The following is a 20,815-nucleotide window of genomic DNA, read 5'->3' as shown; positions in this document are numbered from 1 at the left end:
GGGTCGTCGGGTGACATAGCTCACGGGGCACCCGGCGAGATCTTACGTGCCGTTCATCTTGGGGATCTCCTCGGGAACATTCTGCGTGAGAGACTTTGTTCAGCTAGAGAACATACGCATCCCCGCACGTTTCTCCTTCGTTTGAAAGGTCTCTCATGCCCCTGGCCCTGCTCGCCCTTGCTGTGAGCGCCTTCGGCATTGGTACTACCGAATTCGTGATGATGGGCCTGCTGCCCAACGTCGCGAATGATCTGGACACCTCGGTGCCCACGGCCGGATACCTCGTCTCCGCCTACGCCATCGGAGTCGTGGTGGGCGCTCCGCTGCTGACCGCCCTCGGTTCCCGTATCCCGCGCAAGCGGATGCTCGTGTTGCTCATGGCACTCTTCACGGTGGGCAACCTCGCCTCCGCCCTCGCCCCCAACTTCGGGCTGCTGATCGCGGGCCGGGTGCTCGCCGGGCTGCCCCACGGCGCGTTCTTCGGCGTCGGCGCGGTGGTCGCGGCGCGGCTGGTGACCGAGGACCGGCGGGCCCGCGCGGTCGCCACCATGTTCCTCGGGCTGACCATCGCCAACATCGTCGGCGTCCCCGTGGCCACCCTGCTCGGCCAGCACCTCGGCTGGCGCGCGACCTTCCTCGTCGTCGCCGCGATCGGCGTGGTCGCCATGGCCGCGCTCGCCCGGCTCGTTCCGCAGATCTCCCACGAGCAGCACGGCGGGCTGCGCCAGGAGCTCGGCGCGCTGCGCGACCGCCAGGTGCTGCTGGGGCTGCTCACCGCCGTCTTCGGCTTCGCCGGTGTCTTCGCCGTCTACAGCTACCTCGCCTCGATGATGACCGAGGTCACCGGGTTCGGTGAGTCCACGGTCACCCTGGTGCTGGCGCTGTTCGGCATCGGCATGACGCTGGGTGCCCTGGTCGCCGGTCCGCTCACCGACCGGGCGCTGCGGCCGACGCTCTACGGCTCGCTTGCGGCGCTGGCCGCCATGCTCGTGGCCTTCGACTTCACGGTGCATGTGAAGTGGGCGGCGCTGCTGTCGGTCGTAGTGCTGGGCGCGGTCGGCTTCATGACCACCACCCCGCTCCAGATGCTGGTGATGAACAAGGCCCAGCACGCCCCGACGCTGGCCTCCGCCTCCAACCACTCCGCGTTCAACCTGGCCAACGCCGGTGGCGCGTGGCTGGGCGGCGTCGCCATCGCGGCGGGCTGGGGCTGGACCTCCCCGACGCTGGTCGGTGCGGTGCTCGCGGTGATCGGCCTCGCGATCGCGCTGATCGCGGGGCTGACGGATCGGGCGTCGGCGAGTGGGTCGCGAGTTGTCGCGAGCAGTGAGTCGATGCCGCAGATGTCTGAGGTGGTCTGAGTTACGGGGGGTCGGTGGATCTTTCCCCTCCCCGCCCCTTCCCGTTACCTGGGGCTTCGCCCCTGGCACCCCAGGGGGCCCTGGAACTCCGGGGGTCCCTGGGGCGAAGCCCCTGTTCCGGGGGCTGGGGCGGAGCCCCAGTTTCGGGAAGGGGCGGGTAGGGGAGCAGCCCGCCGCAGGCGTCACGATCCGCCGGACCCAAGCGCTCCGCTGGAAGTGCCCTGAGCTGCCGTCGATCGACTGCGACGCCGTCGTGGCTGGTCGCGCAGTTCCCCGCGCCCCTTCGGGCGCCTCCGAACCGCAGTGCCTTGGCTACGCGGCGGAGCCGCACATCGACACCGGCCCCAGGAACCTCAGACGTGTTCCCGCCAGCGGTTGGTGATGGGCAGTCGGCGGTCCTTGCCGAAGCCCTTCGCGGAGATCTTCGTGCCCGGCGGGTACTGCCGGCGCTTGTACTCGGCGGTGTCCACCATCCGCAGGATCCGGGTCACCAGCGCGTCGTCGTAACCCGCCGCCACGATCTCGGTACGCCCCTGGTCACGGTCGACATACAGCTCCAGGATCCGGTCGAGGACGTCGTAGTCGGGGAGCGAGTCGGTGTCGACCTGGCCGGGGCGCAGCTCGGCGCTCGGCGGCTTGGTGATCGAGTTCTCGGGGATGGGCGGGGTCTGGCCCCGCTCCTCCGCCGCACGGTTACGCCAATTCGACAGCCGGAAGACGGAGGTCTTGTAGACGTCCTTGATCGGGCCGTACGCGCCGACCGAGTCCCCGTAGAGCGTGGAGTAGCCGCAGGCCAGCTCGGACTTGTTGCCCGGGGCGAGGACGATGTGGCCCTCCTGGTTGGAGATCGCCATCAGCATCGTGCCGCGCAGCCGCGACTGGAGGTTCTCCTCGGCCAGCCCGGTGAGGCCCAGGGAGCCCATATAGGCGTCGAACATCGGGGCGATCGGGACCGTGCGGAAGTTCAGCCCGGTGCGCCGCGCCAGCTCGGCGGCGTCGTCGATCGAGTGCTCGGAGGAGTAGCGCGAGGGCATCGCGACGCCGTACACGTTCTGCGCGCCGACCGCGTCACACGCGATGGCCGCGACGAGCGAGGAGTCGATTCCGCCGGAGAGCCCGATCAGCACACTGCGGAATCCGTTCTTCGCCGCATAGGCCCGCAGCCCCACGACCAGCGCCGTGTAGATCTCCTCGTCGTCCCCGAGCCGCTCGGCCTCGCCGCCCGCGAGCTCCGGCTCATAGCGGGGCAGCGGGTCGGCGGAGAGGGCGACGTGGTCGATGCGGAGCCCGTCGTCCACGACCCCCTCGGGGACCGAGCCCGGGTCGGCGGCGGGCAGATCGAGGTCGAGCAGCACACAGCCCTCGGCGAACTGCGGGGCCCGCGCGATGACTTCGCCGTCCCGGTCCACGACGATCGAGTCGCCGTCGAAGACGAGCTCGTCCTGGCCGCCGATCATGGCCAGGTACGCGGTGGTGCAGCCCGCCTCCTGGGCCCGCTTGCGCACCAGGTCCAGCCGGGTGTCGTCCTTCTCCCGCTCGTACGGCGAGGCGTTGATCGACAGCAGCAGCCCGGCCCCCGCCGAGCAGCTGGCCGGCACCCGGCCGCCGTCCTGCCACAGGTCCTCGCAGATGGCGAGCGCCACGTCGACACCGTGGACGCGGACCATGGGCAGGGTGTCGCCGGGCACGAAGTAGCGGAACTCGTCGAAGACGCCGTAGTTCGGCAGATGGTGCTTGGCGAAGGTCAGCACGACCGCGCCCCGGTGCAGCACGGCGCCCGCGTTCTGCGGCGACCCGGCGGGCTGGCCGTAGCGCCGGGCGCGCTCGCTGCGGTCGAGGTAGCCGACGACCACCGGCACCTCGCCCAGCCCCTCGGCGTTCAGCCGCTCGGCGAGCGAGTGCAGCGCGGCGCGCGACGCCTCGACGAAGGACGAGCGAAGCGCCAGGTCCTCGACGGGGTAGCCGGTCAGCACCATCTCGGGGAACGCCACCAGATGGGCGCCCTGCTCGGCGGAGTGCCGGGTCCAGTGGAGTATCGATTCGGTGTTGCCGTCGAGGTCGCCGACGGTCGAGTCGATCTGGTTCAGAGCGAGGCGAAGTTGAGGCACGCGCCCAGTGTAATCGTCTGTCTGACGCGATAGCCGGGGCCGGGGGTGTCTCCCTTCTCACGCCGGTCACGCCTGGCCTCACTTCTGGTAACCGAGGATGGTCATCATCCCGGACTCCGAGTGGTAGACGTTGTGGCAGTGGACCATCCACAGCCCCGGGTTGTCGGCGTCGAGGTCCACGTTCACCTTGTGGTGCGGCAGCAGGACCGTGGTGTCCTTACGGGGGCCGCCGTCCGGCAGCGCGAAGGTGTGGCCGTGCAGATGGACCGGATGCCACATGTCGGTGCCGTTGATGAACGAGATCCGCACCCGCTCGCCCTCCCGTACTGGATAGCGCTGCGAGGGGTCGTACGGCCGGCCGTTGATCGCCCAGTCCCAGCGCCGCATCGAGCCGGTGAGCCGCATCCGGATGATGCGGTCGGGCTCCTTGGGCGTCAGCCGGACGTCCTCCGCCGCCTTCAGCCGGTCCGCGGTGAGTAGCTCGCCGTCCAGCTCCTTGGGGCGCGGGAACTTCACCGGGCTCTTGCCACGGGTGCGCAGCACCGCCATCGCGGACCGCCCCTTGCCCTCGGCGATCACGGCGAGCGGGAAGACCCCGTCCTTGACGGTGACCAGCACGTCGTAGCGCTCGCCCATGCCCAGCAGCAGCGCGTCCGTCTTGGCCGGTACGACGGGGTAGCCGTCGGTGTGGGTGACAGTCATCCGGTGGCCGCCGAGGGCGACGCGGAAGGCGGTGTCGCCGCCCGCGTTGATGATGCGGATACGGACCCGGTCGCCGCGCTTGGCGCGGAAGACCTGCGGGGACTCGGGGCTGCGGCCGTTGACCAGGTAGTAGGGGTAGGTGACATCGCCCGCGTGGCCGCCCAGCAGCCGGCTCTCCATGGGCGCGGCCTTCTTCCGGGCGCCTTTGGTTTTGGCCTTGGGCTTGGGCGTGGGCTTGGCCGTGGGTGTGGCCTTGGCCGTAAGTGTGGCTTTGGCCTTGGCCGTCGCCGTGGGCTTCGCGGTGGCCTTGGCCCCGCGCTTGCCGTCGTCGCCCATCGAGTCGTCGTCCATCGCATGGCCGACCGCGCCGCCCTTGCCCGCGTTGAGCCGCTCGAACTCCTTGTCCGGGGTGCGGCCGCCCACCCCGTCGAGCCAGTCGTCCAGGACGACGACCCACTCCTTGTCGTACTTCAGCGGCTCCTTCGGATCTTCCACGATCAGCGGCGCGTACAGCCCCCGGTCCAGCTGGACGCCCGAGTGCGGATGGATCCAGTACGTGCCCGGGTAGAACGCGGTGAAGCGGTAGTCGAAGGCGGCGCCGGTCTTGATCGGCCGCTGGGTCACTCCGGGGACGCCGTCCATGTCGTTGCGCAGCCGGATGCCGTGCCAGTGCAGCGTGGTGGGCTGCGGCAGGTTGTTGGCGAGGGTGAGCGCGATCGTGTCGCCCGCCGTCACCCGGATCTCCCGGCCCGGCACCTGGTCCTCGTACGCCCAGGACGTCACCTTGCGGGCGCCGATGTCCAGGGTGGTCGCGGTGGCGGTGAGCCGGAAGGTGCGCACCGGGCCGGGGCCCCGTCGCCGCTCGGTCGCGGCGACCTCCGGGCCGTGGGGGGAGACGTACTGCGCCGGGGCGTCGTCCGCGGGCGCGCCGGGTCTGGCGGGGGCGCCCATCGCGTTGCCGTCCACGCCGTCGGGGCCTCCGGCGCGGGGGCGGGGGCCGGGGGAGCCGCAGGCGGCGAGCAGACCGCTGCCCGCGGCGGCGATGCCCGTGCCGAGCACGGCACGGCGAGTCTTTTCGTGCATGAGTCAGTACCCCAATGCTGATGTGTGCCGGATGCGTGAGGGTCGGCGCGTCCACCGCCCCGCCGGGAGGGCGGGCGGCCGACGCGCCGCTCTATGCGCCGCATCAGCGATCGGCTCTGGGGTGAGGGGCTTCTTTGCATCGCCGCCTCCCTCTGACCGTTCAGATCATCATCTGACCGTTTGATCATCGTGATAATCGGCACCCTACCCCCAAGGGGTATGGAGCCCCGGCAGGCGCCACGAAGGGGGCGGAACGGTCGGGTCCGGGACCGGCCGGGTGAAAGTACGATGCACTCATCGTGGTGAGGTGAGGGGAGACCGGGGCGACCGGACGAAACCTCCGTGAAATCCCGCCGCGTGATACTGGGGATGCGGAAGGTGCCCCGCGCCCGCGCAAAGAGCCGTTTGACCTGCAAGGATTGGGGACCATGGATAAGCAGCAGGAGTTCGTGCTCCGCACGCTGGAAGAGCGCGACATCCGGTTCGTGCGGCTCTGGTTCACCGATGTGCTCGGCTTCCTGAAGTCCGTGGCCGTCGCGCCGGCCGAACTCGAAGGCGCCTTCGACGAGGGCATCGGATTCGACGGCTCCGCGATCGAGGGCTTCGCCCGGGTCTACGAGTCCGACATGATCGCCAAGCCGGACCCGGGGACGTTCCAGATCCTGCCCTGGCGCGCCGAGGCCCCCGGGACCGCTCGGATGTTCTGCGACATCCTGATGCCGGACGGCTCCCCGTCCTTCGCCGATCCCCGCTTCGTCCTCAAGCGCATCCTCGCCAAGACCTCTGACCTCGGGTTCACCTTCTACACCCACCCCGAGATCGAGTTCTTCCTGCTCAAGCAGAAGCCGGTGGACGGCAGCCGCCCGGTGCCCGCCGACTCCTCGGGCTACTTCGACCACACCCCGCAGAACATCGGCATGGACTTCCGCCGCCAGGCGATCACCATGCTGGAATCGATGGGCATCTCGGTCGAGTTCTCCCACCACGAGGGTGCCCCCGGCCAGCAGGAGATCGACCTGCGCTACGCCGACGCGCTCTCCACCGCCGACAACATCATGACCTTCCGCCTGGTCATGAAGCAGGTCGCGCTGGAGCAGGGCGTGCAGGCCACCTTCATGCCGAAGCCCTTCTCGGAGTTCCCCGGCTCGGGCATGCACACCCACCTCTCCCTCTTCGAGGGCGACCGCAACGCCTTCTACGAGTCCGGCGCCGAGTTCCAGCTCTCCAAGGTGGGCCGCTCCTTCATCGCGGGGCTGCTGCGCCACGCGGGGGAGATCTCCGCCGTCACCAACCAGTGGGTCAACTCCTACAAGCGCATCTGGGGCGGCTCCAAGCGCACCGCCGGCGCGGGCGGCGAGGCCCCCTCCTACATCTGCTGGGGCCACAACAACCGCTCCGCCCTCGTCCGCGTCCCCCTCTACAAGCCCGGCAAGACCGGCTCCACCCGCGTCGAGGTCCGCTCCCTGGACACCGGCGCCAACCCCTACCTGGCCTACGCGGTCCTCCTCGCCGCCGGCCTCAAGGGCATCGAGGGCGGCTACGAACTCCCGGCCGGCGCCGACGACGACGTCTGGGCCCTCTCCGACGCCGAACGCCGCTCCCTCGGCATCGAGCCCCTCCCGCAGAACCTGGGCGAGGCGATCGACCTGATGGAGCGCAGCGAACTGGTCGCGGAGACGCTCGGGGAGCATGTCTTCGACTTCTTCCTGCGCAACAAGAAGCAGGAGTGGGAGGAGTACCGCTCCGAGGTGACGCCGTTCGAACTGCGGAAGAACCTGCCCGTCCTCTGACGTCTACCAGGCGTCCATAACGGTCGCTTCTGGCTGTGAGAAGCATGAGCTCTTGGACTTATGGCTGAACGGCCGAAACCCTTGAGCTCATGGATCTCATGGACATCAGGAGAGCGATCGCGGCCGAACGCCGTGAGCTGGCGGCGGTGTTGGACGGGCTGACGGACGAGCAGTGGGAGGCGCCCAGTCTGTGTGCGGGGTGGCGGGTGCGGGAGGTGGCGGCGCATATGTCGATGGGGTTTCGGTATCCGCTGCCCGCGGTGTTGTGGGAACTGGCCAAGGCGCGTGGCGGGCTCCACCGGATGACCGACCGGCTCGCCCGTAAGGACGCGGCCGCCGCCTCGACCGGGGAGCTCGCCGCGTTCCTCCGGGACCATGCCCAGCACCCCTGGAAGCCGCCCGTGGGCGGGGTCGAGGCGGCGCTCGGCCACGATGTGATCCACGGGCTGGACATCACCGTCGCGCTCGGGCTCGGGCGCCGGGTGCCCGAGGACCGGCTGCGCGTGTCGCTCGGGACGGTCAACCCCAGGGGGCTGAAGTTCTTCGGGGCCGACCTCGACGGGGTCCGGCTGCGCGCCGACGATCTGGACTGGTCGTACGGCAGCGGGGCCGAGCTGACCGGGGCCGCTCAGGACCTCCTGCTGGTCGCCTATGGGCGCCGGCTCCCGCCGGGGCATCTTCGCGGCGAGCCGCGGGGCCGTTTCGTCGGCGCCTGACCCCGCCCGGACCTGCCGCTTCGCCCTCGGGGTCGCTTAGGCTCGTCAGCGGCGCCTTTGATCACGGGTGTGCGCGTGGTCGAGCGGCGCGGAGTCGACCAGGACGGGAGGCGGCGGGATGGCCGTACCGCAGGGACGCAGGAGCAGCAATATCACCCGGCTGCTGCGGCACGGTTTCACCGACGCCTCGGCCGCGCAGCGGCTGCTGGACGCGCCCGAGCTGGCCGCGGTGCGGAGCGATTCGGTGTTGCTGGAGGCGCTCGGCGCGACCGCCGATCCCGATCTGGCGCTGCTCGGGCTCGTACGGCTCGTCGAGGCGTTGCCCGAGGAGGACGCGGAGGAGAAGGAGGACGGCGGGCAGCGGGCCGGGTCCCGGCAGGCGCTGCTGGACACCCTCGTCACCGCCAAACCGCTGCGCGACCGGCTGCTCGGGGTGCTCGGCGCCTCCGAGGCGCTGGGCGACCACCTCGCCCGCCACCCGGGCGACTGGCACGCCCTGGTGACCTACGAATCGGCCGATCTGCACCCCGCCACCCCCGAGTTCGAGCGGGCCCTGGCCGAGGGGGTGTGGGGCGCCCCCGGGGCGGGGATGCCCCGGGCCGACGCGCTGCGCGTCGCCTACCGCCGGGCGCTGCTGGCCATCGCCGCCCGCGATGTGTGCGGCACCACCGACATCACCCAGACGGCCGCCGAGCTGGCCGACCTGGCGACCGCCACGGTGCGGGCCGCGCTGGAGATCGCGGCCGAGGAGCAGCCGCAGGACGCGGCCGCCTGTCGGCTGGCCGTGATCGGCATGGGCAAATGCGGCGGCCGCGAGCTCAATTACGTCTCCGACGTGGACGTGATCTTCGTGGCGGAGGCCGTCGAGGGCGTCGAGGAGGGTGAGGCGGTACAGGCCGCCACCCGGCTGGCCTCGCGGCTGATGCGCGTCTGCTCCGACGTCACCGTCGAGGGCACCATCTGGCCCGTCGACGCCAACCTCCGCCCCGAGGGGCGCAACGGCCCGCTGGTGCGCACCCTCTCCAGCCATCTGGCGTACTACCAGCGCTGGGCCAAGACCTGGGAGTTCCAGGCGCTGCTGAAGGCACGTCCGATGGCGGGCGACGCCGCGCTCGGGCAGGCGTACGTGGACGCCCTCGCGCCCATGGTCTGGCAGGCCGTCGAGCGCGAGAACTTCATCCCGGACGTCCAGCAGATGCGCCGCCGGGTGGTCGAGAACATCCCCGTGTCCGAGGTCGACCGCGAGCTCAAGCTGGGCCCCGGCGGCCTGCGCGACGTCGAGTTCGCCGTCCAGCTGCTGCAGTTGGTGCACGGGCGGTCCGACGAGTCGCTGCGCAGCGGTACGACGCTGGACGCGCTCGCGGCCCTGGCCGCCGGCGGCTATGTGGGGCGCACCGACGCCGCCGCGCTGGACGACGCGTACCGCTTCCTGCGCACCATGGAGCACCGGCTCCAGCTCTACCGGCTGCGCCGCACCCATCTGATGCCCGAGGGCGAGGCCGACCAGCGCCGTCTCGGCCGGTCGCTGGGGTTCCGCACCGAGCCGGTGGCCGAGCTGGGCACCGCCTGGCGGCGGCACGCGCGCGAAGTGCGGCGGCTGCACGAGAAGCTCTTCTACCGGCCGCTGCTGGACGCCGTCGCCCAGCTCCAGCCCGGTGAGATCCGGCTCAGCTCCGAGGCGGCCGGTCAGCGGCTCACCGCCCTGGGGTACGCGGACCCGGCCGGTGCGCTGCGCCATCTGGAGGCACTGGCGTCCGGGGTGACCCGTAAGGCGGCGATCCAGCGGACGTTGCTGCCCGTGCTGCTGGGCTGGTTCGCCGACTCCGCCGACCCGGACGCCGGGCTGCTGGGCTTCCGCAAGGTCTCGGACGCGCTGGGCAAGACGCCCTGGTACCTGCGGCTGCTGCGCGACGAGGGCGCCGCCGCCGAGAACCTGGCCCGGGTGCTCTCCGCCGGGCGGCTCGCCCCCGACCTGCTGCTGCGCGCCCCCGAGGCGGTCGCCCTGCTCGGCGACCTGGAGGGGCTGCGCCCGCGCGGCAGGGCCCATCTGGAGCAGGAGGTGCTGGCCGCGGTCGGCCGCGCCAACGGCGCCGAGCAGGCGGTCGCGGCGGCGCGCGGGGTGCGGCGGCGCGAGATGTTCCGTACGGCGGCCGCGGACATCATCGAAAGCGCCCGGCTGGCCAACGGCGAGGTGCGCCCGACCGTGAGCTGGCCGCCGTCGGGCGATCAGACACCGGGCCGGGCCGCCGGAGCGGCCGCCCCCGCACCGGCCAAGGCGCCCGAGGTCCCCAGCGCCCTGCGGGCCTCCGAGCCCCATGTGCCGGCCCGGCCCGCCGCCCCCGCCGCCGAACCGCCCGTGGACGACGCGATGCTGATCGACATGGTCGGCGACGCCCTCTCCGATCTGAACGCCGCGACCCTCGCCGGGGCCCTGCGCGCCGCCGTAGGCGACACCTGGGGCGATCAGCTGCCCACCCGCTTCGCCGTCATCGGCCTCGGCCGCTTCGGCGGCCATGAGCTCAGCTACGGCTCGGACGCCGATGTGCTCTTCGTCCACGAGCCGCGTGAGGGGGCCGACGACCAGGAGGCCGCCCGCGCCGCCTTCGCCGTGGCCAACGAGATGCGACGGCTGCTCCAACTCCCCACCGTGGACCCGCCCCTGCTCATCGACGCCGATCTGCGCCCCGAGGGCAAGTCCGGGCCGCTGGTGCGCACCCTCGCCTCCTACGCCGCCTACTACCGCCGCTGGTCGCTGGTCTGGGAGAGCCAGGCGCTGCTGCGCGCCGAGCCGGTGGCGGGCGACCCCGGGCTCGGCGAGCGGTTCATCGAGCTGATCGATCCGCTGCGGTATCCGGCCGAGGGGCTGGGCGAGGACGCGATCCGCGAGATCCGGCGGCTCAAGGCCCGGATGGAGTCCGAGCGGCTGCCGCGCGGGGCCGACCCCACCACCCACGCCAAGCTGGGCCGCGGCGGTCTCAGCGATGTCGAGTGGACCGTCCAGCTGCTCCAGATGCGGCACGGCTGGGCCGAGCCAGGGCTGCGCACCACCCGTACCCGCGAGGCCCTGGCCGCCGCCCACGCCGCCGAGCTGATCTCCACCGAGGACGCCCAGACCCTCGACGAGGCGTGGATCCTCGCCAGCCGCGTCCGCAACGCCGTCATGCTCGTCCGCGGCCGCCCCGGCGACACCTTCCCGACGGACGTCCGCGAACTGGCCGCCGTGGGCCGCCATTTGGGCTACGGCCCCGGTCACGTCGGCGAGATGCTGGAGGACTACCGCCGCACCACCCGCCGGGCGCGGGCGGTGGTGGAGCGGCTCTTCTACGACTACGAGAGCTGAACGAGGATCGGCGCCGCCCACCGGGCACAGGGGGCCCTGACCGGGGCTCCGCCCCGGACCCCGGTCCTCAATCTCCCCCAGCTACCGCTGGGAGGTGCCCCCGGACGGGCTGATTTCAGCCCGTCCGGCGATTGAGGACACGCCCGAAGGGCGGACAGGGGGGCCAGGGGCGGAGCCCCGGAGCCGCCCGCCGCAGGCGTCAAGATCCGCCGGGCCCCCTAGCCGCTCGCGGGCAGGGTGACGCGCAGCGGGCCGCAGCCGATCCGGTCGGCCTCGGCGGCCACATAGCGGGGGAGGATCGTACGGATGTCCCCGGGGCGGCGGCCGTCCTCGGCCCGGACCAGGAAGGTGACCTGGCCGGTCTGGCACTCGGCCTGGAACAGCCCCATATCGTCGCGGACGAAGCCGTATCCGTCCTGCTCACCGACCTTGACCTGATCTTTGGCGCCGTCGTGGGACAGCCGGTCGTAGAGCATCGCGAGCCGGGGGTCCTCGATGGTCATCAGCCGCAGCTCGGGGTGGCCGAAGAGCACATCGCGGTCGCAGGTGCGGACCGGGCCGCCGCCCCGGGTCACCACGGTGGCGCCCCGCCCCTCGTGCTCGAACGCGGCGGGCAGCCGCAGCCCCTTGACGCCGCACATCGCGTCCTTCTTCTCGTCCAGGGCCCGCGGCGGACCGGACATCCGGCGGACCGGGTCGGCGATCTCGCTCGTGCACCCCTCCTCGGCCATGTAGTGGTTGACCAGCTTGACCACGGCGCGGGCGAGCGCGTCGCGGCCCTCGGTGTCCACCTCGTCGTCGTAGACGGTCCAGCCGGTCTCCATGTCGATCACGGTGGGGCCGCTGTTGACGTCCACTCCGCTCGGCCGGCCGATACAGCCGTCGGGCACCGCGAGCCAGGCCCGGGTGTCCGAGGCCATGCCCAGCAGCCCGTCGCCCAGCGGGGTGAGCCGCGCGGACAGGAACTCATCGGCCCACCGGTCGCCCGCGCCGCCGAACCCGGTGTCCAGCTGGTGCGCCTGGACCGTGATCCGCCGTCCGCGCGGCGAGGTCAGCCGGCATTCGCCCGAGGGGCCCTCGCTGCCGATGCGATCGGAGGTGATGGGCACCTCGGACGTCTCGATGTCCCGCTTGCCGTCGAACAGCGCCGCCACATCGTCCTGGGCGAGCGCTCCCCAGCAGGCGCGGTCGTCCGCGAACGGACCCACCCCGGCCCGCCAGGCCACACCGGCGCCGCCGAGCAGCGCGCCCAGGAGGGCTCCGGTCACGGTCATGATGACGGCCAGTCGCGGCCGGGAGCGGGCCACGCGCTGCCAGTGCCACCAGGGGCGGCGCCGCTCGTGCAGCGGCACGCGGGCGCTGCTCTCGCTGCCGTTGTCGCTGCTGTTGTCGCTGCTGTTCTCGTTCCTGTCCTCGTTCTCGGAGTCGTTCATCGGCTGGAACCCCCAGGTGCGACGGGCGCGCAACCGACGCGCCGCGTCACGGCGTTGGCGAAGGCGGCGAAGTACGGAGTTTTCTCGTGCGCGGACGGGGCGAGCATCAGCACGTTGAGCGGGCGCCCCGCGCAGTCGGCCCGTACGACCTTGTAGTCGTCGGCGAAGACCCCTGTACCGCGCCAGCCGCGCGCCGGTGCCTTGCTGCCCGTGGCACCGTCGAACAGCGCGGAGAGCCGCGGCTGGGCGACCATCAGGGCGTCGAAGTACCGGCCGTTGCCGTGGTCCGTCCGCACCGAACAGGACTGGAGATCCCGGGTGACCGTACCGACCTGGTACTCCATGTCGCGGGACGCCTTCTCGCTGAACTCCAGGCCCCTGATCCGGCAGGCCCGGGTGAAGAAGTCCTCATCGTCCTCGGGCAGTGTGGGCATCGGCGAGTCGGCCTCGAGCGGCTTCGCCGGGGCGCAATCCGCCTTCTCCATCGCGCGGTTGGCGGCCGCGACGAGCAACCGGGCCACGGACTGGGAGCCGCCGAGCCCCGCGTCGCCCGACATGGTGTTGTCGCTGTAGACCGACCGCGCCATCGAGTCGAGCGTCACCGTGGTCGGCCGCCCGTCCTCGGTGTCGCAACCCTCGGGCAGCACCAGCAGCGCCTGCCGCCCGTCGGTGGCGCCCGGCAGCCCGTCGGGCAGCGGCATCGACCGGTCGCCGAGGTAGCCGCCGATCCACTCCATGCGCTCCGCGGCGCTCTTGGGCGCGGGCCCGTAGGTGACCGTGATCTCGGTCTCCTCCACGACCTTGCCGCCGTCGCTGCTGTCCGCGCGCTCGGAGTGGAGTGCCACGGTGCACCGCCCGCGCTGGCGCCGTGGTGTCGGCGCGGTCTCCTTGGACGTACGGCCGGCGTTGTCCTCGTCCAGCGCGTCGCCGCTCAGGAAGTCCGGCCCGCTGTCCTCTTTCCACGCACCCCAGCAGTAGGTGTCTTTCCCGTCGAACGGCCAGGTGTCCGTGGCCCAGGTCCCGGCCCCGGCCGCCACCAGCACCGCGACGGCGCCACCGACCAGAACGGCTCGGCGGCGTGCGCCGCCCATCAACTGTTTCATTTACGACCTTCCCCCGTGTGGCCGCCGATCCTACTCAGCGGCTCCGCGCACGAAGTGAAGAGGTCATGGCAATTCCGTAGGCGTCAGCGGCTGTCAGCCGCTGCTCGCGGCGGGCGGGTGGTCGAGCCGCACGCCGATGGTGACGCGCCCCCCGATCGTGACGCCGCCGTCGGCGCGCCGATAGCCGACCGGCGTACTTGAAGGTACGCCCCGACCGCCGCCCCGTATCACGTCGGCCATTGAGCAACTGGACCGCTCATGAACCGGCCCCGTTGACCTGGAACCACACCGCCTTCCCGGGGCCCGGTCCGTGGTGGCAGACGCCCCAGTCGGTGGCGGAGCTGCCGATGATGAGCAGCCCTCGGCCGTTCTCGGCGTCGGCCGTGTCCCGGGCGAGGCTGCGCTGGGCGGGGAGGCCGGGCGCGTCATCGCTCACGAGAACGCGCAGGGCGCCGTACGGTCCCCACTCGGCGTAGAGGGTGACGGGTGCCGAGCAGCCGTTGGTCCGGCAGGCGTTGACGGCATTGGTGACGGCTTCGGAGGTCAGGAGCAGAGCGGTATCCGTTAAGTCGGTGCGGTTCGCGGTGCGCAGGGCGGTGCGGACGGCTTCTCGCGCGGTACGGACCCAGCCGGGGTCGGGCGGGAAGACGAGGGAGAAGTCGGCACGGGGGAGCTGGGTGCTCATGGTGATGTTGCCTCCTTCGGCCAACGGCCGTTGGGCTGACGCCGGTTGGGCGATTCGTCTTCGACGGTAGGGACATTGGTTTAGCTAGCGCAACCTAATGTCGGAAATTCCCCCTCCCGAGTGGACCGCTTGCCCCAAAAGCGGGCAGACTGCGCCTGATCCACGAAGGGAGTCGCGCGATGGGGCTTCGGGCCAACCCGACCCAACGGCAACGACGGCTGGGTGAGGAGCTACGGAAGCTGCGCGAGTCGAGTGGCTTGTCCGCGACGGAGGCGGGAGCCCATGCGGGGCTCGGGCGAGCGCACATGAGTCACATCGAGACGGGTCGCACGGCCATCCCGGAGGAGAAACTACGGGCTCTTGCGGCGGCATACGGTTGCACAAGCCATCCCTTGGTCGATGGGTTGTGTGAGCTGAGTGAGGCCACGGGTCGGGGGTGGTGGTCGCCTTACAAGGCCAGCCACAACGCCCGAGCCCTCGATCTCGCGGAACTGGAGGCGAGTGCCGTGGCGCACCGCTCGTTCCAGTGGATGTACGTGCCGGGTCTGCTCCAGACGGTGGACTACATGCGCTGCCTCTTTGAGAGCGGGCAGCCGGACAGTCCGCAAGCTGTTGACGCGGGTATTGAGTTCCGACAGCGGCGACAGCACGTGCTGGCCGACGGATCGCAGCGCTTCCATGCGGTGATCCATGAGGCCGCCCTCCTGATGAAGTTCGTGCCCGGCGACGTCATGCGCCGCCAGATCGAGCACCTCGTCACCATGGCCGAGCTGCCTCACGTGCGCATTCAGCTGCTGCCGTTCAAGTCGGACGTCAACTCGACGACACCGGGGGCACCTTTCAACATCTTGGACAGTCAGGTCCCCGAACTGAGCACGGTGTACGTCGAGCATCCGGTCTCCTCCGTCTTTCTTGGAGACCGCGAGCATCTGACCCAGTACAACTCGGCCTTCGAGCACCTCAGTGCGGTGGCTCTCCCGCCCGTTGCCCTCCAGGGCGAACGCAAGTGCTATACCGAGAGGGATTCACTCCAGCTCATCCAGCACTTGCTGTACACCTTGTGAAGGGGAGCCCTGGGCATGTCCTGTTGGCGCAAGTCGACTTTCAGCAGTGGTCAAGTCAGCGCGGAGTGTGTCGAGGTCTCGGCGCCCACTCCCGGCCTCATACTCATCCGCGAGAGCGACGACCCGGCGGCCGTCATCACCACGGACCCTGCCCCATGGGCTGCCTTCGTCCGGGGGCTCAAGCGGGGCGATTTCGACCATCTGTCGGGGAGCGTGTGACCGTCGTGGCCGCGTTCCGGTGTTGGGGCCGCCGGTGGTGCGGTGCGGGTTTCGTTTCGCGCCTTCGGCGCCATTGAGCAAGGGGACGGGGGGTGGGGGCGCGGGCCTCGCCGCCGGGTGACGGGCCGGTGGTGGTGCGTCCCGGTGGCGGCTTCTGCGGTCCTGGGCTGAGTCCCGGCCGGACTGACGGCCCCTCCGGGTACCCCTTCCGAAAACGCTTGATCTGAAGCAACTAATCTGTCAAGCGTTTTCCGGAGGGATCCCCCACCCCCCGGCGGTCCGGCATCGGCACAAGCGCGGGAGCCGCCACCGGCCGTGCCACCCACGGCCCGCCGCCCGGCGACGAAAGCGTGAGCCCGGCACCCCCGCCCCCATGCTCAAAGGCGCCGAAGGCGCGAGACGAAACCGTCAGCCCTCCGACGGCTCCCAGACCGCACAGTCGTGGGCGAAAAGGACGCGGCGGGGGTCGAAGTCGAGGAGGCGGTCCAGCCAGGGGCGGTACGGGGGGAGTGGCGGCTCCACGCCATCGAGGGCCGCCCTGCGGGCCAGGTGGTCCGAGCTGAACTCGGAGGCGAAGTCATGCGCCTGACCGGCGAGGATCACCGTGCCATCGGACCGGCGGACGGCCAGTGACTGATGGCCGTCGGTGTGGCCGGGGGTCGGGACGATGCGGACGCCGGGCCAGATCTCGGTCTCACCGTTGAGTTGCTCGTAGCTGGCGCCGGGGAAGTCCACCAGCTCTTCGAACGTATGGCCGCCCCCGCGTGCGGTGGCCAGCTCCACGTCCTGGACCAGGATCGGCGCTCCGGCCAGCAGGGGATTGCCGCCGCAGTGGTCGAAGTGGAGGTGGCAGTTCACGACGAGGGAGACGTCCGCGAGGGCGACCCCGGCCGCCCCCAGCGCGTCCGGCAGGGCGCGGCGGCGCGGGCGGTAGTGCGCCTCGGTCTCGGGGTCGGCGGCGCCGATGCCGGTGTCGAAGAGGACCAGCCCCCGCTCGTGACGCACCAGATAGGCGAGCACCGGCTCGACCCGTGGCCGCGGTCCGCCGGTCTCAGCGGCGGGGCGGACGAAGTAGCCGAGGTCGAGGCGGCGCACGCAGATGTCGTTGGCCATCCCGTCATGGTCGCGCGGTGCGCGGCGTGCTCGCTCGCCGCTCTGCCGAGGGCAGAGCGGCTGGGCCGTTTCTTGCGTGTCCCTCACGGGCCATCAGATGTGCGGGGGGCATTTCCGACGGGAATCGCTCTGCCTGAGGCAGTGGAGCAAGTCAAGTCTTACTTTCGCGGTTCCACATCCCTACATTGGGGATCGGAGCGTTCCAAATCTGGTGCGTTCAAGCAGGGTTGCACTCCTGCTTGCACAGCCCTGCTCAGGTATTCGTTCGACGAGATCAACTGGGGAACGCTCGATATGAGCCGAGAAAGCAACAAGATGGCGATCCAATGTCTGCACCTCCTGGAGAGCTTCGACTTCAGCACTGTACGGACCATGTGCATGCAGGCCGCCACCGTATGGCACAACGACGGCACGGGAGAGCGGACACTGGACGAGAAGGCGATGTATTTCCGTTTTCGCGGGAACCTCATACGACCAGCTCGGCGTCGGGCGTTCGGATCCCATCGACGACGTCTCGCTGCTCACCGTGGACCGATTTCTCGATGAACTCGGCGCGGTCAGCGAAGGTCTCGGTCTGGAAAGACCTCATGTCTACGGACATTCCTGGGGAGCCATGCTCGGCCTTCAGTACGCCGCGGAGCGGAATCCGGACTGGACCAGTCTGATCTGCGCGAACGGACTGGCCAGTGTGAACCGCTTCGAGGCGGAGGTCCGGGATCTCATGAGGGCGCTCCCGGGCGACGTACTGGGCCGCACCTACGGCCGTGAACTGAGGGGCGAGACGAACGATCCCGACTACTGGGCCGCCCAGGGCGAATATGTCCGCGCCTGCGTGCTGCGCACCTCCACGATGCGGCTCGATCCGGAACTCATGAGCATGCTGACCTTCCGGACGATGATCGGGTCCACCGGAAACCGCCTGAGGCCGGGGGCGTCGAAAGGTCGGGGCGCGGGCGTCAGGTGGTGATCGCCGTCATGGCGCGATGAAGAATGTCCTCAAGGGGTGTCCTGGTGTCGGCGTCGCTCGCGGCCCAGCTGGCGAGGGCGGCGTCGACGCAGCCCAGGGCGGCGGCGATCAATGCGGAAGGGCGTGGGTCCAGCTCGTCCGAGGGGTCGGAACCGAGCCGTCGTGCCAACTCCGGCCGCAGAAGCACATGCCAGCGGGCGTTCTTCTCGTGGTGTGCGGCCGCGAGTGCCGGGGCGCCACGGACCAGCCGTGCCAGCTGCCGGCTTCGCTCGGGGTCAGCGGCATAGCGGTCGATCAGCGAACCCAGGGCATGCCGTAGGGCATCCCAGACCTGCTCGTCGTCGGGCCGGGCTCGAAGGGCGACGAGCAGATGTTCCCCCGAGTCCGCGACGTCTCCCAGCAGTGCGTCCTCTTTGGACGCGAAGTAGCGGAAGAACGTACTGCGGGAGATCCCGGCGACCGCGCAGATCTCCTCGACGGTCGTGCTCTCGTATCCCCGCTCAACGCAGAGGTCGAAGGCCATCGCCGACACCTGTGCCTTCATGGCCTGTCGTGCCAGCGCCCGAGCCCCTGTGCGTGCTCCCGTCCGTTCGATCTCCATGGCGTGATGGTACCTTCAACCATAAGTGAAACTGCGTCTCACAAACGGGACTGTGGGTCGGACTGTGGGAGTGGACATGGAACGGACGAAGGTCATCCTGGTGACCGGGGCGAGCGACGGCATCGGCGCGGCCGCGGCACGTCGGCTCGCGCGGGACGGACATGCAGTGATCGTTGTCGGCCGGTCGCCGGAGAAGACGAAGGCTGTCGCCGCCTCGATCGGCGCGGACCACTTCGTGGCCGACTTCACGCGCCTGGACGATGTGCGGCGGCTCGCCGCCGATCTGAACGACCGATACGCCCGGATCGACGTGCTCGCCAACAACGCCGGCGGGGTCTTCGGAGACCGGGCGAAGACCGTCGACGGCTTTGAGAAGACCTTCCAAATCAACCATCTGGCCCCCTTCCTGCTCACGGCACTCCTGATGGACAAGCTGATCGACTCGCAAGCGTCGATCATCCAGACATCGACCCTGCGCGGCGGCCTGGTCCGCAAGCTCGACCTCGACGACCTCGATCACGACAGCAATTACGACGCCGTCCGGGCCTACAACGCGGCCAAGCTTGAGAACGTCCTGTTCACCAAGGAGCTGCACCGCCGATACCACCGGCGGGGGATCTCCGCTGCCGCCTTCTATCCCGGCAACGTCGCGACCAACTTCGGCGCCGAGACCACCAGTCGCCTGATTCGGTTCCTCGCAACCAACCGGCTCTCCCGTTCCCGGCTGCTCACCACCCCGGAAAAGGGGGCCGACCAGATGGTCTGGCTGGCGGGGGGACTCCCTGGCCGCGATTGGACCTCAGGTGAGTTCTATGCGAAGCGTGCGCCGGATAAGCGGCTCAATTCGCTGGCGCTCGACGTCGACCTCGCGCGCGGCCTCTGGGACCGGTCGGAGGAGCTGCTGCGCCGAGCCGGGTGAGCATCCTGGGGGTTGAACTGGTCAGCCTCGTCCCGCCCGGTCGAACCGGGCTGCCCAGTCGCGGAGTTGGCCGACCAGTTCGGCCGGTTCGAGCACGCGGAACTCGGCGCCGAGAGCGCCCAGGGCCAGGGCCGGCCAGTCCAGGGAGTCGGTGGTCATGCTGACCCGGCAGCGTTCGGCGTCCACCTCCTCGACCGTGCTCCACCGCCCGATCCGTTCCACCACGGTCGCGGCCGGGGCGTACACCAGGGCCGCCACCCGGTACGGTCGGGGCAGGTTGCCGATCCCGGCGCGGACGAACTCGGCGGCGTCGGCGGCGGGCAGGGTGCACCAGATACCAGCGGCGCCCGAGGCGGACCAGCCGGTGCGGCTCCACCTGCCGGTCGGTGTGGCGGCCGTCGGCGGCGGTATAGCCGAAGCGCAGCTGTTCGCTGTCCCGGCAGGTCAGTGCGAGTGTGGTGAGCACGCCCGGGTCGATGTCCGCCTGGGCCGGGCTGCCCCAGCCGGCGGGCACGGTCATCGCGCGCAGCGCCTCGACCCGGCGACGCAGCCGGTTGGGCATCACCTGCACCACCTTGGCCAGCACCCGGACCGAGGACTCGGCGATGCCCTCCACCGCGCCCTCCGCCGCGGTGTGCAACCCGACGGCCAGGGCGACCGCCTCATCGTCGTCGATCACCAGTGGCGGCAGCACCGCGCCCGCGGCGAGCTGGTAGCCGCCGTCGACGCCGCGCTGCGCCGGGCTGCGCACCACCGTCAGCGCACTGTGCCTGGGCGGCCTGGTCAAGCACGTCGCCGCGATGGAGCGGATCTGGGTGGACTTCATCCTGGACGGCCCGTCGGCCATGCCCGACTTCACCGCGATGGCCGAGACCGACTTCGCCAAGCGGGCTGACGAGTTCCGGCTGCTGTCCGGCGAGACGCTGGCCAGCGTACTGGCTGAGTACGCGGCGGTGGCCCACCGGACCGACGAGCTGATCGCCGCCCTGCCCGACATGGACGCGACCCAGCCGCTGCCGGAGGCGCCGTGGTTCGAGTCCGGCGTGCGCTGGTCGGCCCGTCAGGTGCTGCTGCACGTCATCGCCGAGACCGCGCAGCACGCCGGGCACGCCGACATCATTCGCGAGTCCCTGGACGGCGCCAAGACCATGGGATGAACGGGAAGTTGAGACGAGAGCGTCAGCCGTCCGACGGCTCCCAGACCGCGCAGTCGTGGGCGAAGAGGACCCGGCGGGGGGCGAAGTCGATGAGGCGGTCCAGCCAGGGGCGGTACGGGGGGGAGGGGAGGCGCCATGCCGTCGAGGGCGGCCCTGCGGGCGAGGTGGTCCGAGGCGAACTCGGAGCCAAAGTCATGGGCCTGACCGGCGAGGATCACCGTGCCGTCGGACTGGCGGACGAGGAGGTCGACGTCCTTCTCGGCGCAGAGCCGCAGGACGACCACCAACTGGCGGGCGTCGTCGATGTGCCGTTGGAGGAGCGGGTCGGTGCTTCCCTCTTGAGGCTGATCGGCGATCTCCCGCAGGCGGGGCAGGATTGCGCCGCACTGGATCGGTGAGAGGCCGGGGCCGTCGTCGTCGGGATGATTGGGCACGCACCGAGGTCTTTTACCGG

General features: G+C 70.7%; 17 protein-coding genes and 3 pseudogenes. 10 read left to right on the top strand and 10 right to left on the bottom strand.

Translation table 11 applies throughout. From position 1 onward, the window contains the following. Positions 1-155 precede the first annotated feature (155 nt). Complete coding sequence (locus J2Z30_RS02210) at positions 156-1,361, top strand: MFS transporter (protein WP_044576565.1); 1,206 nt, start codon at positions 156-158, stop codon at positions 1,359-1,361. A 353-nt stretch (positions 1,362-1,714) separates the two neighbouring features. On the opposite strand, the gene J2Z30_RS02205 is transcribed toward J2Z30_RS02210, so the two are convergent. After that, the gene (locus J2Z30_RS02205) at positions 1,715-3,469 is read right to left on the bottom strand and encodes an NAD+ synthase (protein WP_044576568.1); all 1,755 of its coding nucleotides are present in this window, start codon (positions 3,467-3,469) and stop codon (positions 1,715-1,717) included. A 78-nt stretch (positions 3,470-3,547) separates the two neighbouring features. Next, the gene (locus tag J2Z30_RS02200) at positions 3,548-5,254 is read right to left on the bottom strand and encodes a multicopper oxidase family protein (RefSeq protein ID WP_044576572.1); all 1,707 of its coding nucleotides are present in this window, start codon (positions 5,252-5,254) and stop codon (positions 3,548-3,550) included. Positions 5,255-5,682: 428 nt separating this feature from the next. On the opposite strand from J2Z30_RS02200, the gene glnA2 reads away from it, so the two are divergent. The 3 genes from glnA2 (at position 5,683) to J2Z30_RS02185 (ending at position 11,100) form a co-directional block, all read left to right on the top strand. Then, positions 5,683-7,044 carry a gamma-glutamylpolyamine synthetase GlnA2 gene (gene glnA2, locus J2Z30_RS02195; protein ID WP_044576574.1) on the top strand — a complete coding sequence of 454 codons (1,362 nt, stop codon included), beginning with the start codon at positions 5,683-5,685 and terminating at the stop codon, positions 7,042-7,044. 89 nt (positions 7,045-7,133) lie between these two features. Continuing rightward, a complete protein-coding gene (locus J2Z30_RS02190; protein ID WP_044576577.1) occupies positions 7,134-7,760 on the top strand; it encodes a maleylpyruvate isomerase family mycothiol-dependent enzyme in 627 nt (208 codons plus the stop codon). Between the two features lie 118 nt (positions 7,761-7,878). After that, entirely contained in the window at positions 7,879-11,100 is a 3,222-nt protein-coding gene (locus tag J2Z30_RS02185) for a bifunctional [glutamine synthetase] adenylyltransferase/[glutamine synthetase]-adenylyl-L-tyrosine phosphorylase (RefSeq protein ID WP_044576580.1), read from the top strand. A gap of 218 nt (positions 11,101-11,318) precedes the next feature. On the opposite strand, the gene J2Z30_RS02180 is transcribed toward J2Z30_RS02185, so the two are convergent. The 4 genes from J2Z30_RS02180 to J2Z30_RS02165 all read right to left on the bottom strand — a co-directional run bounded on the left by J2Z30_RS02180 (position 11,319) and on the right by J2Z30_RS02165 (position 14,321). Further along, positions 11,319-12,533 (bottom strand): hypothetical protein, encoded by a 1,215-nt coding sequence (locus J2Z30_RS02180; protein ID WP_044576583.1) that lies wholly within the window; start codon positions 12,531-12,533, stop codon positions 11,319-11,321. After that, positions 12,530-13,636: a hypothetical protein gene (locus J2Z30_RS02175; protein WP_052701635.1), complete on the bottom strand. Its 1,107-nt coding sequence runs from the start codon at positions 13,634-13,636 to the stop codon at positions 12,530-12,532. Before J2Z30_RS02175 ends, J2Z30_RS02180 begins: the two co-directional genes overlap by 4 nt. Before the next feature lie 93 nt (positions 13,637-13,729). Beyond that, positions 13,730-13,876: a hypothetical protein gene (locus J2Z30_RS02170; RefSeq protein ID WP_209468500.1), complete on the bottom strand. Its 147-nt coding sequence runs from the start codon at positions 13,874-13,876 to the stop codon at positions 13,730-13,732. A gap of 16 nt (positions 13,877-13,892) precedes the next feature. Further along, positions 13,893-14,321, bottom strand: coding sequence for an ATP-binding protein (locus tag J2Z30_RS02165; protein WP_044576591.1), 429 nt, complete (start codon positions 14,319-14,321; stop codon positions 13,893-13,895). A 179-nt stretch (positions 14,322-14,500) separates the two neighbouring features. On the opposite strand from J2Z30_RS02165, the gene J2Z30_RS02160 reads away from it, so the two are divergent. Both J2Z30_RS02160 and J2Z30_RS02155 read left to right on the top strand, forming a co-directional pair. Then, a complete protein-coding gene (locus tag J2Z30_RS02160) occupies positions 14,501-15,385 on the top strand; it encodes a helix-turn-helix domain-containing protein (protein WP_044576595.1) in 885 nt (294 codons plus the stop codon). Between the two features lie 15 nt (positions 15,386-15,400). Beyond that, positions 15,401-15,604: a DUF397 domain-containing protein gene (locus J2Z30_RS02155; RefSeq protein WP_044576597.1), complete on the top strand. Its 204-nt coding sequence runs from the start codon at positions 15,401-15,403 to the stop codon at positions 15,602-15,604. A 408-nt stretch (positions 15,605-16,012) separates the two neighbouring features. Here the strand turns inward: J2Z30_RS02155 and J2Z30_RS02150 are convergent, their stop codons facing one another. Beyond that, positions 16,013-16,717 (bottom strand): N-acyl homoserine lactonase family protein, encoded by a 705-nt coding sequence (locus J2Z30_RS02150; RefSeq protein WP_044576600.1) that lies wholly within the window; start codon positions 16,715-16,717, stop codon positions 16,013-16,015. 361 nt (positions 16,718-17,078) lie between these two features. On the opposite strand from J2Z30_RS02150, the gene J2Z30_RS02145 reads away from it, so the two are divergent. Continuing rightward, on the top strand, positions 17,079-17,684 hold the full coding sequence (locus tag J2Z30_RS02145) for an alpha/beta fold hydrolase (RefSeq protein ID WP_078956943.1): 606 nt from the start codon (positions 17,079-17,081) through the stop codon (positions 17,682-17,684). Here the strand turns inward: J2Z30_RS02145 and J2Z30_RS02140 are convergent. Then, complete coding sequence (locus J2Z30_RS02140; RefSeq protein WP_245387435.1) at positions 17,674-18,285, bottom strand: TetR family transcriptional regulator; 612 nt, start codon at positions 18,283-18,285, stop codon at positions 17,674-17,676. The genes J2Z30_RS02145 and J2Z30_RS02140 overlap by 11 nt on opposite strands. Before the next feature lie 76 nt (positions 18,286-18,361). Between J2Z30_RS02140 and J2Z30_RS02135 the strand changes: the two genes are divergently transcribed. After that, the gene (locus tag J2Z30_RS02135) at positions 18,362-19,204 is read left to right on the top strand and encodes an SDR family NAD(P)-dependent oxidoreductase (RefSeq protein WP_044576608.1); all 843 of its coding nucleotides are present in this window, start codon (positions 18,362-18,364) and stop codon (positions 19,202-19,204) included. A 21-nt stretch (positions 19,205-19,225) separates the two neighbouring features. On the opposite strand, the pseudogene J2Z30_RS02130 reads toward J2Z30_RS02135, so the two are convergent. After that, a pseudogene (locus J2Z30_RS02130) lies at positions 19,226-19,943 on the bottom strand (helix-turn-helix transcriptional regulator); the annotation flags it as partial. Here J2Z30_RS02130 and J2Z30_RS02125 point away from each other — a divergent pair. After that, positions 19,930-20,361, top strand: a pseudogene (locus J2Z30_RS02125) (DinB family protein); the annotation flags it as partial. The pseudogenes J2Z30_RS02130 and J2Z30_RS02125 overlap by 14 nt on opposite strands. 22 nt (positions 20,362-20,383) lie before the next feature. On the opposite strand, the pseudogene J2Z30_RS49265 reads toward J2Z30_RS02125, so the two are convergent. Next, a pseudogene (locus tag J2Z30_RS49265) lies at positions 20,384-20,606 on the bottom strand (N-acyl homoserine lactonase family protein); the annotation flags it as partial. Here J2Z30_RS49265 and J2Z30_RS02120 point away from each other — a divergent pair. After that, the gene (locus J2Z30_RS02120) at positions 20,556-20,759 is read left to right on the top strand and encodes a hypothetical protein (protein ID WP_209468499.1); all 204 of its coding nucleotides are present in this window, start codon (positions 20,556-20,558) and stop codon (positions 20,757-20,759) included. The pseudogene J2Z30_RS49265 and the gene J2Z30_RS02120 sit on opposite strands and share 51 nt — an antisense overlap. Positions 20,760-20,815: the final 56 nt, after the last annotated feature.

The sequence above is a fragment of the Streptomyces iranensis genome (genome assembly GCF_017874715.1).
Classification (GTDB): Bacteria; Actinomycetota; Actinomycetes; order Streptomycetales; family Streptomycetaceae; genus Streptomyces; species Streptomyces iranensis.
The sequence above is the reverse complement of the archived record's forward strand: the minus strand, read 5'-3'. Positions and strand labels throughout refer to the sequence as shown.